This window comes from Enterococcus sp. AZ104 (assembly GCF_050546705.1).
GTDB classification, from domain to species: domain Bacteria; phylum Bacillota; class Bacilli; order Lactobacillales; family Enterococcaceae; genus Enterococcus; species Enterococcus faecalis.
On the sequence record NZ_CP172952.1, the window covers coordinates 2530485 to 2543328 of the forward strand.

At 38.9% G+C, this 12844-nt stretch carries 11 protein-coding genes; all 11 read right to left on the reverse strand.

Annotation, left to right across the window (positions count from 1 at the left end; genetic code table 11):
* Nucleotides 1–55 precede the first annotated feature (55 nt).
* A complete protein-coding gene (gene opp2A, locus IGJ37_RS12095; protein ID WP_002354945.1) occupies nt 56–1834 on the reverse strand; it encodes an oligopeptide ABC transporter substrate-binding protein Opp2A in 1779 nt (592 codons plus the stop codon).
* Between the two features lie 28 nt (nt 1835–1862).
* Nucleotides 1863–2786 (reverse strand): oligopeptide ABC transporter permease Opp2C, encoded by a 924-nt coding sequence (opp2C, locus tag IGJ37_RS12100; protein WP_002365358.1) that lies wholly within the window; start codon nt 2784–2786, stop codon nt 1863–1865.
* A gap of 27 nt (nt 2787–2813) precedes the next feature.
* Nucleotides 2814–3776, reverse strand: coding sequence for an oligopeptide ABC transporter permease Opp2B (opp2B, locus tag IGJ37_RS12105; RefSeq protein WP_002354943.1), 963 nt, complete (start codon nt 3774–3776; stop codon nt 2814–2816).
* Entirely contained in the window at nt 3776–4720 is a 945-nt protein-coding gene (opp2F, locus tag IGJ37_RS12110; protein WP_002354942.1) for an oligopeptide ABC transporter ATP-binding protein Opp2F, read from the reverse strand. Before opp2F ends, opp2B begins: the two co-directional genes overlap by 1 nt.
* Nucleotides 4720–5760 (reverse strand): oligopeptide ABC transporter ATP-binding protein Opp2D, encoded by a 1041-nt coding sequence (gene opp2D / locus IGJ37_RS12115; protein ID WP_002365359.1) that lies wholly within the window; start codon nt 5758–5760, stop codon nt 4720–4722. The genes opp2F and opp2D overlap by 1 nt, the downstream gene beginning before the upstream one ends.
* A 263-nt stretch (nt 5761–6023) precedes the next feature.
* Nucleotides 6024–6263: an acyl carrier protein gene (gene acpP / locus IGJ37_RS12120; protein ID WP_002354939.1), complete on the reverse strand. Its 240-nt coding sequence runs from the start codon at nt 6261–6263 to the stop codon at nt 6024–6026.
* A gap of 136 nt (nt 6264–6399) precedes the next feature.
* Entirely contained in the window at nt 6400–7401 is a 1002-nt protein-coding gene (gene plsX / locus IGJ37_RS12125; protein ID WP_002354938.1) for a phosphate acyltransferase PlsX, read from the reverse strand.
* 102 nt (nt 7402–7503) lie between these two features.
* Nucleotides 7504–9540: an ATP-dependent DNA helicase RecG gene (gene recG / locus IGJ37_RS12130; protein WP_002381087.1), complete on the reverse strand. Its 2037-nt coding sequence runs from the start codon at nt 9538–9540 to the stop codon at nt 7504–7506.
* Between the two features lie 251 nt (nt 9541–9791).
* On the reverse strand, nt 9792–11468 hold the full coding sequence (locus IGJ37_RS12135; RefSeq protein ID WP_002354936.1) for a DAK2 domain-containing protein: 1677 nt from the start codon (nt 11466–11468) through the stop codon (nt 9792–9794).
* An 82-nt stretch (nt 11469–11550) separates the two neighbouring features.
* Nucleotides 11551–11913, reverse strand: a complete 363-nt coding sequence (locus IGJ37_RS12140) for an Asp23/Gls24 family envelope stress response protein (RefSeq protein ID WP_002354933.1) — start codon at nt 11911–11913, stop codon at nt 11551–11553.
* Between the two features lie 211 nt (nt 11914–12124).
* A complete protein-coding gene (locus IGJ37_RS12145) occupies nt 12125–12844 on the reverse strand; it encodes a LytR/AlgR family response regulator transcription factor (protein WP_002388606.1) in 720 nt (239 codons plus the stop codon).

A 12844-nucleotide genomic window follows, 5' to 3' on the forward strand; every position in this document is an offset into this window, starting at 1 on the left:
TTAAACACTTTTGTCCCGACCTCGTTCTATCTCTATTAAATCAGCGGAACGTTGTTTAACGTTTTTCCGCAGTGACACCCACTGTTGCCCATGGATTATCTTTCGTATCAACTGCCCAAGTAAAGTCAACTACACGGTCGTTGACAGGCAAGACTTCATTTCTGTAAAGCGTTGGGATTACAAACGCTTCATCAATGGCATACTCTTGCCAATCGTAGAAGGCTTTTTTACGTTTTTCTTCATCAAATGATGCTTTTGAATCAATCGCATCAAGTAATTTAGTATTTTCTTCTGACTCAAAACGTGTATAGTTAAAGGCTGAGTTTGGACCATATAAGCCGGTTGGTGAAGGATCTGAACCTGTGCCCCACGCGCCTTGATAGATATCTACTTCTGGGTCATCATTTTTCAATTTATCATAGAAGGCTTGGAAATCAATTAAGCGTCCTGTTGTATACGTTACGTTTAAGCCAATTTCTTTCCATTGTTGGACATAGTAATCAGCAAGTGGTTGTGCAGTTTCGCCGCCTGACATTGAAGCAAACTTGATTTCTAGTGGTTTGCCTTCTTTGTCTTCGCGAATGCCATCGCCGTCTACGTCTTTATAACCAGCATCGTCTAATAATTTTTTCGCTTTGTCTAAATCAAGCGTATAGCCTTTCGCTTCGCTATCATGCAAGCTCTTGAAGACTGGTGGGATTAACGTTGTTGCCCCTGTTCGTAAGCCGTTGTAGAATTTTTGGCCGACTGCATCATTGTCAATTGCATAGCCCATGGCTTGACGTAAGCTTTTATCTGCCATTTTAGCTTTTGGATTGTATTTCACTGTATTTGTTTCTTTGTCAAACGTGCCCATTTTAAAGCCAATATACGTGTAGGCTTGTTCGGGACGTCCTAAGATTTGATACCCTTCAGTATCTTTGTATGTTGGATACGTATCTGTTGGCATTGATAATGCAATATCGTATTGTTTCGCTTTCATCGCTTCTACAATGCTCGCAGAAGGAACAGATTTGAACACTAATTTATCTAATTTAGGTTTGCCACCGTAGTAATGCTCATTTGGTAGGTATTCAACAGATTCACCTGTCACAATATTACTCATGTAGTATGGTCCAATAGTCACAGGGTTTTTACGAACTGCATCGCTTGATTCCATGTCTTTAACAGCAATTCCTTCAAAGGCATGTTTTGGTAAAACTGAACCCCAAACACCGCCACCTAATTGTTGCATTCCTGGGTGAACTTCTTTATAAGTGATTTTAACTTCTTTATCATTGACTTTTTCTATGCCAGAAATGGTTGGCGATTTACCATCATGGTAGTCTTCCATGCCAACAATATTCGTAAAGTTATCATCATAACGAATCCCTGTATAGTCTTTATGACCAATGACTTCATAAGAGAAAATCACGTCATCTGCCGTCACATCTTTACCGTCAGACCATTTCAAATTGTCACGTAATTTTATGGTTGCTGTATTGGCATCTTCATCTAATTTCAGATCCGCAGGACCCCCATCGACAATCTTAAAGTCTGCATCATTGTTAAATAATGGCTGTACTGTTGGAAGCATGTATTGTGCATCATAGTTGTCTTGATAAAATTCTTGCTGGAAAAGTCCTTGGAATTGTGTATCCATAACTACAGCGACATCTAATGTCCCGCCATCAATTGCTTTTTTATCATTTTTAACAGCGATTGGCATTTTTGAAATGTCTTCTGTTTCCGTTGCTTTATTGCCCCCGCCTTTATTGCCGCCACCACATGCAGCTAACCCGAATACTAACACAGAAGCTAACGTGATTGCACCTAAAATCCGTTTCTTGTTCATCTCTTTTCCTCCCTCATTTTTTGGCTAATTAGCCTAATCGTTGTCGTGCATCTGCTGAGCGCTTAAATGCTTGTCCAACATAGTTTATACTTAACATCAAGACTAAAATTAGAATTGATGCAGGTAACCAAACCCATTGTTTATTGACTAATACATCCCCACTGCTGGCGTAGCCAATTAAGGTTCCTAAACTTGGGACACTTTGTGGTAACCCGAAGCCTAAGAAAGTTAACGTTGTTTCGATCCCGATATTGGCCGCGAAATTAATCGTTAAGTTCGTAATAATTAATGAACTTAAATTCGGCATAATTTCTCGAAACATAATTTTAAAATCGCTTGTTCCCATTGTCTTAGAGGCACTAACGTAATCTCGGCGCCCTTCAGATAACGTTTTACTGCGGAACAACCGCGCTTTTCCAACCCAATAAAACGCACACATAATCCAAATAAAGGACCAGATACTATATTTAGGAATCACGGAAACGAACACAATAATAATTAACATAATTGGCAAAATCATAATAAAATCCACGATACGCATCAAAATATTATCAATCATGCCTCCATAATAACCGGAAATAATCCCTAAACCGACCCCGATAATAGACGTAATAATCGTAATGGCAAAACCGATTAAAATCGAGTTCCTAGCCCCGATAATCAATTGTCCTAAAACATCACGACCCCCTTCATCGGCACCTAAAATGAACTTGGTGCCATTCATTGTAACGGTACCTGGTTCCGCATATTTATCTAAAATACTTACATGCATAACGGCACTTTGGTCTAACACTAACGAACCGATAAAAACGGCTAATAAGATAATAACCAAAAGGATTAAAGAAAACATCGCCATTTTTTCTTTGACGAATTCTCGCGCAATCATCCGAAAGCCCATTGGTGGAATACTTTCTTGTAAGACTTCTTCTCTTTTTTCTTCTGTCAATTCCATTTTTATCACCCTTTCTTCGTGTTTTTTCTACTGAATTCGAATTCTTGGATCAACAATACTCATTACAATATCAGAAATTAAGGTTCCGATAAGGGTTGCCAATCCCAAAATCAACACGAGAGCGGTAATAACGGAATAGTCACGTTGAATGATACTATCAATAAATAATTTTCCAATTCCTGGGAAAGCAAAAATCTTTTCAATAACGACTGATCCGGCAATCAAAGCAGTAATTTCATAACCTAATTGAGAGGCAATTGGTAATGCTGCATTTCTAAAAATGTGTCGATTAAAAATTTTATTCGTTGGCACTCCTTTTGAACGAGCAGTACGAACAAAGTCCATGTTTTTAACATCAATCACTTCACTGCGCAAATATTGAATAGTGACCGCTGTCCCTAGCAACGCTTGAGTGACCCCTGGTAAAATTAAATGCTTCAGTTTATCTAAATAATACGGCCATGTTCCCTCAGCCAAACCAACAGTCACGGTTCCACTCGTTGGGAACCAGTCTAAGCGATACCCAAAAATAAAGAGCATAATCAAGGCAAAGATGAATAATGGCACGGCAAAACTGAAGAAGTTGTAGATAACCACCATTTTGTCAAACCATGAATTTTGGTAACGGCCAGCAATTAAACCGAAAGGAATGGCGATTAAATAAGTGATTATGACTGATACAGCGGCCAATGCAATCGTATTCCCCACCCGACCAGCAATGAGCGTGGACACAGGTAATTTAAAGATAAAACTATGCCCAAAATCTCCATGTAAGGCATTGCCAATCCAACGGAAATATTGTTCGTACCAAGGATCATTTAACCCGGCAGCTTCACGCATGGCTTCAATCACTTTCGGGTCTTGGTTCGGATTAATCAATCCTGTAAACGGATCACCTGGCATCATTTTAGCCAACAGGAAAATCAAGACACTTAAAATAATCACTTGCGGAATCATCAATAACAAACGGCGTAAAATTGTTTTCCACATTATTCAGCACCTCCATTTTTTAACGCTACTTGGTGGGTTGGACTAATCGCATGTAAGTTATAAACCCGCCCATTTTCATCATAATAGTCTTTATGATTTTCCCGATACTCTTGCTCAACTCTTCTTCGTTCTTCTTTGTGAGCTTCTCGGTTCGCTACGTCAATTTTAGGAATTGCTGAAAGTAAGCGTTTGGTATAAATGTGTTGTGGATTAGTGTAAATATCTTGGCGTGTACCGATTTCTACAAAACGGCCTTTGTACATAATGGCAATGTTGTCACACATATGTTTAACTACGCCCAAATCATGGGAAATAAATAAGTAACTTAACCCATATTCCTGTTGAATGTTTTTCATAAAATTCAATACCTGTGCTTGCACAGATAAGTCCAGTGCTGAAACAGGTTCATCTGCAATAATTAATTTGGGGCTGGTAGCCACCGCTCGGGCGACGCCTAAACGTTGGCGTTGTCCACCAGAAAATTCATGAGGATATTTGTACAACGCATCTTCTGGCATCCCCACAATATCCAACAAACTTTTGACTTTTTTCTTTTCTTCTTGGTCACTTAACCGTTCAAAATTTCGAATTGGTTCGGCGATAATATCTAGTACTCGTTTTTTAGGGTTTAAACTTGACATCGAATCTTGGAAAATCATTTGGACATCTTTGTTGTATCCGATCGCTTTTCGACTTCGCGGCTTGGTTACATCTTGTCCTTGATAAATAATTTCACCATTTGTAATTTTTTCTAAACCAATAATTGCTTTTCCTGTCGTTGATTTTCCAGAACCCGATTCACCAACTAACCCATACGTTTTACCTTGTTCAATCATGAAATCCACACCATCAACCGCCAAAACATGATCAGTGATTCGATTGAAGAAGCCGCTGCGAATTGGATAATGAACTTTTAAATCTTTAATTTGAATAATTTCTGTCATTACGCTTCCCCTTCCCCGTCTCTAAAATGAAAATGTTTATAACATGTACAACGAACAAAATGATTCGGTGCAACTTCATGTAATGTTGGATTTTCTTCATGTTCCGATGCATCAATCCAAGGAATTCGTGGAGCAAACCGACAACCTTTTCTAGGTAATTTGGTTAACGAAGGAACAATCCCTTCAATCACATGAAGTTCTTCTTCATCTGAATTCTCTTGGGGAATGGACTGAAGTAAGGAACGTGTATATGGATGTTTCGGATGACTAAACAATTCTTCAGCAGTGGCTACTTCTACAAACTGACCCGCATACATAACCGCTACACGATCAGCCATTTCCGCAACTACACCTAAGTCATGGGTAATTAAAATAATGCCGCTCCCTGTTTCTTCTTGCAAATCTTTTAACAAATCGAGAATTTGTGCCTGAATGGTAACGTCTAAGGCCGTTGTGGGTTCATCTGCAATTAAAATCGGTGGTTTACACGCGATTGCAATGGCAATAATCACCCGTTGGCGCATGCCGCCAGACAATTCATGAGGATACTGTTTCCCGACACGCTCTGGGTTGGGAATCCCCACTTGATCTAACAGTTCAATGGCCCGTGCTTGTTTTTGTTGTGCGGTCATTTTGGTATGATACGTGAGACTTTCTTTAATTTGGTCTTCAATTCGCATGAGCGGATTCAGTGCAGACAACGGATCTTGGAAAATCATCCCAATATCGTTTCCTCTGACTTTGTTGTACAATGTTTCATTAAACGTAGTTAAGTTTAAATTGTTGTATAAAATTTCCCCAGTAATTTTGGTATGATTGGGATCATGTAAGCCCATAATCGTAGTTGCTAAGGTACTTTTTCCACAACCAGATTCTCCGACGATTGCCAGAATCTCATTTTTCTTCAATTCAAATGAAACATCATCGACGGCATTATAATAATCATCTTTGATTCTAAATGCTGTTTCTAATCCTGAAACCTCTAGTAATTGTTCATTTCCTTGCATCCATACGCACCCCTTACGTCCTTTCAAAAACATTATATAAATTAACTAATATTTAATGATAGCACTTTCTAATTTTTATCAATGTTAATTTACAGCTCATTGTTTTTTCATAATTTTATAGAATTATTCCATAAAAAGCAAGATAAAATAACTTTTTTCGCAGTTATTTTTTTACATGTATGATTTTTTTTACAAAAATATGTGTAAAAATAGCCTTATTGCTTAATAAAATAACCATTATGTACGCAAAAAAAGTCGATTAACAGGAATGTTAATCGACTTTGTCTTATTATTTTTTATGAATTACTCACAATATAATCTACAGCAGCACCAACTGTTTCAATTTTTTCTGCATCTTCATCTGAAATCTCTGTTCCAAATTCATCTTCAAGTTCTAAAACAAACTCCATTACGCTAATTGAGTCAGCGTTCAAATCATCTTTAATGTTTAATTGATCTGTTACTTGATCCGCTTCAATATCAAAGTGGTTTGAGATAATCTTCGCTACTTTTTGAAGTACTTCTTCACGAGTCAACTGTATTCACCTCCACTGCTTTTGAAAAAAGGTTCTTTCTTTTACTAAAACGCTAAGATACATTGTACTCACAATTTGGGTATTTGTCCATCTTTTTTTCATTTGAGTAACAAACTGATGTCAAGACAATTGCAAATTACTCTGCTTTGCCTTCATAATATTCCACTAATTGTGGGACAACTTGGGTTTCTAACATTGTATGAATTTGACGAATGGTGTAGCGGACGGCATCAGGACCCGTGGCCCCATGCGTTTTAATGACTGGCGCTTTTAAGCCAAATAAAACCGCTCCCCCATGTTTTGAGTAGTCCATTTCGTCTTTCATGCCACGCAACGCATTCTTTAATAATAAGGCGCCCATTTTTCCTTTGACACCTTCAGAAAGAATCGCTGTTTTCAGCAAGCTCATCATGTTCATAGCTGTGCCTTCGATGGATTTTAAAACGGCATTTCCTGTGAAGCCATCTGTCACCACCACGTCAGCTACGCCATTTAATAATTCTCGTGCTTCAACGTTTCCGACAAAATTAATCGTTTCATCTGCTGCTAACAATTCGAAGGCTTTTTTCGTTAATTCACTGCCCTTTGTTTCCTCAGTTCCATTATTTAATAGACCGACACGAGGATTCTGAACGTTCCGAACTTTTTCAGCATAGAATGAACCTAAAACGGCATACTGAACCAAATGTTCTGGTTTATTGTCTGCATTGGCTCCTAAATCTAACATGTCAAACCCTTTGTCTGGTTCTCCCATGACAGGTAAAGTTGACATCAAACCGGGACGTTCCACATTTTTGATGCGGCCGACAATGAACAGACCCGCTGCTAATAGCGCTCCGGTGTTGCCTGCAGAAAAAATCGCATCGGCTTCCCCATTTTTAACTGCTTGCGCTGCTAAAACCATGGAAGCAGTTTTCTTACGACGGATTGCTTTAACTGGCTCATCGTCACTAGCAATTTTTTCATCGGTATGAATAATCGTAATGTTTTTTTCATCGGTGATGTATTTTTTTATTTCGGCTTCTTTTCCATATAATTGAAATTCAATGTCTGGGAAGTCTTGTTTGGCTAGCATAACCCCTTCAACAATTGCTTGTGGGGCGTTATCTCCACCCATTGCATCTACAGCAATTTTCATGAGTGATTCCCTCCTACTTTTTTGTTTCCTAACAAGTATAACATATTTTTTTCAAAGAAATACGCATTGGCTTTTACTTTCTGGCTTCAAAAATTACCTCTTCTAATCGAAAAATTGGGCTGCCTCATCTTGGGGTTTCACTCGATTGGCTAAGCCTTGATAAGCAGGATATTGCCACCACTCTTTCACTTTCCATAGGGCACTTGCTTCTTGGCGCGCAACTTCTAAAATGTTAAAGTCCGTCACGATATCTCCTACCGCAAATTGAGGCACCCCTGATTGCCGTGCACCGAACACTTCCCCAGGTCCGCGAAGTTCCAAATCACGCTCACTCAAGACAAAACCATTGGTGGTTTCTGTCATGATTTTCATACGCTCAACGCCCATTTCATTTTTCGGATTGGCCACTAAAATACAATAAGATGCACTGGAGCCACGCCCAACACGTCCCCGTAACTGATGTAATTGTGCTAACCCAAACCGGTCCGCATCCATAATTAACATCACCGTGGCATTTGGTACATTCACGCCAACTTCAATAACGGTGGTAGAAACCAATAATTGTAGCTGATTGTCTTTGAACTCCTGCATAATGTCATCTTTTTCTTGGTTTTTCATTTTACCATGTAGTAATCCCACTTGATATCTCGGGGAATAAAAGCTTTGCATATGTTCAAAAATTTCTGTTGCGTTTTTCACATCTAAAGCTTCTGATTCTTCAATCAATGGACAAATAATATAGGCCTGATGTCCTCGAGCTAGCTCTTTTTCCATCCATTCTAAAACAGTATCTAACTGCGGCGGCCGAATCCAACGTGTTTCGATTGGAATCCGTCCAGCTGGCATTTCATCGATGATTGATACATCCATTTCGCCATAGGCTGTAATGGCCAGCGTTCGAGGAATCGGAGTGGCCGTCATAAATAAAACATCTGGTTTTAAGCCTTTTTCTCTTAATATTTTTCTCTGGTTCACACCAAAACGATGTTGCTCATCGGTGATTACCAAACCTAATTGATGGAAACTGACATCTTGTTGTATCAAAGCATGGGTCCCTACCACAATGTCAATCTCGCCATTGGCCAGTTCTTCGAGAATTAGACGACGTTCTTTCGTTTTGGTGGAACCTGTTAATAAGGCCGTCCGAACTTCTAATGGATCAAACAACTGCTGTAAGCTTTCCATGTGCTGTTGCGCTAAAATTTCAGTCGGAACCATCAACGCTCCTTGAAAGCCAGCGGTCATGGTGGCGTATAGCGCAATCGCAGCCACTACCGTTTTCCCACTCCCCACGTCACCTTGAAGCAATCGTTGCATATGCTTCGGACTTCGCAAGTCTCGACAAATTTCATTGGTCACTTTTTTTTGGGCGCCTGTCAATTCAAAAGGCAGTCCTTGGGTGAACGTTTTTAAGCGATCCACGTCATATTGAATAGCTAAACCATTTTTTTCCGCTTTTTCTTGTTTCTTCAATCCTTGCATTTTAAGTTGGAAAAGGAAAAACTCTTCAAAGACTACTCGCCGTTTAGCTTGATGGCTTTCTTCTGGATTACTGGGAAAATGCATCGCCCACATTGCTTCTTTTCTAGGCATCAAGCGGTACTTTTCTAATAAATCATTCGGTAAAATCTCTTCAACCAGTGAACCATACTCTTCAAAAGCAGTGCGGATTAACTGAACCAACGTGCTTTGGCGGACTTTTTTATTCACATGATAAATGGGGGCGAAATCTTCATTGTCTCCTTTAGAAGCTAAGATTTTCATGCCATTTAATGATTTTCTCTTGGCATCCCATTTGCCATAAACAGCAATTTCTTCGGAAAGAACTACTTTGTCTTTTAAAAAAGGTTGATTGAAGAAGGAAACATTAATGACCGCATGTTCTTGCATCATTCGAAACGTTAACCGGCTCTTCTTATAACCGTACCGACTAACGACTGCTTCCGAAACCACTAGCCCTTTTAGCGTAACTTTTTCCTGATCCTGAATCTCACTTAAATCCTTTTCTTGGATATCATCGTAGCGGAAGGGATAATACGTCAATAATTCTTCAATTGTAGCAATCCCCAGTTCTTGTAAATTTTCAGCACGTTTTGGGCCAACACCGGGCAATACGCTGACTAAATCTGTGATGTCCATAAAATCCCCTCCTCATTAATATACGCAAAAAAATGGATCATTCATTAAATCGAGGTCGGGACAGAAGTGTTTAACTCCGAGAAATAAGAAGGAATTTCCGAAAATTGTTCTATAATTTTTGGAGAATTTCGGCTTATTTCCGAAGGAGTTGCTTCTGTTCCCGCCGTTTATCAATTTTTAAGCCTGGAACAAAAATCCAAAGTGATTTTTGTTCCAGGCTTTATTCGTTTTTATTTTTTCATCACGAAAACCTATTCTGCTGAGAATAAGTATGGATACACAGGTTGTCCACCTTCATGAAGTTCTGTTTCTAGTTCATCGTTTTCAGAAACTAAAATAGCGATTAGCTTTTCAGCTTCTTCAACCGAACCATCTTCGCCGACAATAATTGTCACGATTTCAGTGTCTTCATCAATCATGCGGTTCAACGTGTCTAATGATGCATTAAAACGATCTGCTTCAGAAACGACGATTTTACCATCAATCATTCCTAAGAAGTCATCTTTTTTAATTTCAACGTCATCAATGGTTGTGTCACGAACAGCTGTGGTTACTTGACCACTCACAACGCTGTCTAACATTTCCGTCATACTTGCTTTGTTTTCTTCTAATGATTGTTGATCATTGAAAGCTAACATTGCTGTCATTCCTTGAGAAATGGTTTTAGATGGAACAACCGCTACTGGTACATCGGCAACTTCTGCTGCTTGATCAGCCGCCATAAAGATGTTTTTGTTGTTTGGTAAAATAATGACTTGCTCTGCATTCACTTCTTTGACTGCTTTTAAAATATCTTCCGTACTTGGGTTCATTGTTTGGCCACCACTAATAATGTAGCTTGCACCTAAACTTCGGAATAATTCTTGAACGCCTTCACCGGCTGCAATAGCAATCACAGCAAACGGTACGCGAACTTTTTCAGTCAACGCTTCTTGCTGAGCATCGCGTTCAACTAACGTTTCATGTTGTAAACGCATATTATCTACTTTTATTTTTACTAACGAACCAAATTTTTGGCCGTAGTTCATTACTTCACCTGGATGCTCAGTGTGCACGTGAACTTTGATAATTTCGTCATCGTTAACGACTAATAGAGAATCGCCTAGTTCATTTAAGTAGTTTCTGAATGTTTCATAATCAAAAGCGCTGTCCACGGTTGGGCCTTCGCCGATACGAACCATAATTTCTGTACAATAGCCAAATTTAATGTCTTCTGTCGCAACGTGACCACTAACACCACGGTGATGTTCAGCATTAACCATTTCGTCCATTTCGGCAGGACTTGGTTCATACGTTTCAGTTGGTAAAAATTCACCACTAAGCGCTTCTAAAAATCCTTCATAGATAAATAGTAGTCCTTGACCCCCACTATCTACAACGCCGACTTCTTTTAGGACAGGTAATAAATCAGGTGTTTTCGCTAAGGCACGTTTAGCACCTGCTACAACAGCTGTCATAACTTCGATACAGTCATCTGTTTCTTTCGCTTTACGTTCACCAGAACGCGCCGCTTCACGAGAAACAGTTAAGATTGTTCCTTCAACGGGTTTCATCACTGCTTTATACGCTGTTTCTACACCATGTGTAAAGGCAGCGGCCAAGTCTTTGGCATTTAATGTTGTAACCTCAGGAATTTGTTTTGAGAAGCCACGGAATAATTGAGATAAAATAACCCCAGAGTTTCCACGAGCACCCATTAATAACCCTTTGGATAACGCACCTGCTAATTCTCCTACTTTTTCAGAGCGAGAATCGGCCACAGCCTTTGCACCACTGGTCATTGATAAGTTCATATTTGTTCCTGTATCACCATCGGGTACAGGGAAAACGTTTAATGAGTTGACATATTCTGCATTTGTGTGCAGACGAGTCGCACCTGCCTGGACCATTTCCTGGAACTGACCTGCGCTGATTTCTGTTACATTCACCTAAAAAATCCTCCTTCAGATTTACCGCTAACGGCAACACACGACTTCCTTGTGCAATTGCATCGTTGACAGTACACTACCTCTAATCCGGTAATACACGAACTCCTTGAACAAAAACGTTAACTGAATTCGCAGTGACACCTAATAATGTTTCAAGATTATATTTTACTTTTTCTTGGACGTTACGAGAAACTTCAGAAATTTTTGTACCATAACTAACAATCGTGTAGACATCCACTGCGATTCCGTTGTCTTCTTGACGAACAACGACACCACGTGAGTAATTCTCACGACGTAAAATATCGTTTAAGTTATCTTTAATTTGATTTTTGCTTGCCATTCCGACAATTCCGTAAATATCTGTCGCAGCTCCGCCAACTACTGTAGCGATCACATCATTGGTAATCTCAATGGTACCTGCGGGTGTTTGAATTTTTACAGCCATTGATGAAAGCCTCCTTATAAGAGCACATTCGCCCTATTTTCTTCCATAACATTTTATCATATCCAGCCTTTAATTAAAAGGAAGTTCGTCAGATATTATAGACCCTTCCTCATAATTACCAACATTTGTACAATTTACAACGTTTGTCGTGCATTGTCAATGCAGAAAAAGACAAGATTCGACTTGGTTCATTGAATCTTGTCTGCTGATTTTAGAGGTTTTTCATGGCTCTCACTGAGACTAAACATCTTTCTCCATTACTCATTTCGACAATCCGTTCGCTTTTTATAACTTTACTTATATGCTTGCGGTTGATTAAATATGATTTGTGACAACGATAAAAGTCATTAGACTGTTCTTCAATCTCCTTTAAGGAACCATAAAATTCAATTTCTCCGTTTTCAAGATGTAAAACAATTTTATGCGATACGGAAGAAGATTCAAAAAAAATGATTGTTGTCATATCTACAGACCGAATGGTATCGCCGTCCTTAAATTTAAATAATTTTTTTGTATCTCCACGTTCACTAGTTATACGTTCATGAGCCAATTGAATATTTTCACAGATTTTCTGCTGTAGATGTTCTTTGTTGTCTTTAATGATATAGTCCAGCGCTTCCACTTTATACGTAAACGTCAGATAGGACAGTTCCCCATGTGTTGTGACAAAAACGATTTTACCTAAATTATCGTAGTCTCTGATTTTAGCTGCTAAGGTTAATCCTGACATTTCATGTTGTAAATCAACATCTAGAAAATATAACCCAATTATTCTAGACTGACTTTTGACAAATTCAAGTACTTCTAACGGATTTCCTGTTGAAAAAACCAGTTCCATATCAAGACTTTCCATCATTATGTAATTTTTAACATAGGTTTCCAACATTTGTCGTTGTCGCCAATCATCTTCGCAAATAATAATAGAAATCAC

What these genes read in the sequence shown, in the direction of transcription:
- opp2A (WP_002354945.1), bottom strand. Translation starts at nt 1,834, where the DNA reads ATGAACAAGAAACGGATTTTAGGTGCAATCACGTTAGCTTCTGTGTTA.
- opp2C (WP_002365358.1), bottom strand. Translation starts at nt 2,786, where the DNA reads ATGGAATTGACAGAAGAAAAAAGAGAAGAAGTCTTACAAGAAAGTATT.
- opp2B (WP_002354943.1), bottom strand. Translation starts at nt 3,776, where the DNA reads ATGTGGAAAACAATTTTACGCCGTTTGTTATTGATGATTCCGCAAGTG.
- opp2F (WP_002354942.1), bottom strand. Translation starts at nt 4,720, where the DNA reads ATGACAGAAATTATTCAAATTAAAGATTTAAAAGTTCATTATCCAATT.
- opp2D (WP_002365359.1), bottom strand. Translation starts at nt 5,760, where the DNA reads ATGTTTTTGAAAGGACGTAAGGGGTGCGTATGGATGCAAGGAAATGAA.
- plsX (WP_002354938.1), bottom strand. Translation starts at nt 7,401, where the DNA reads ATGAAAATTGCTGTAGATGCAATGGGTGGAGATAACGCCCCACAAGCA.
- recG (WP_002381087.1), bottom strand. Translation starts at nt 9,540, where the DNA reads ATGGACATCACAGATTTAGTCAGCGTATTGCCCGGTGTTGGCCCAAAA.
- IGJ37_RS12140 (WP_002354933.1), bottom strand. Translation starts at nt 11,913, where the DNA reads ATGGCTGTAAAAATTCAAACACCCGCAGGTACCATTGAGATTACCAAT.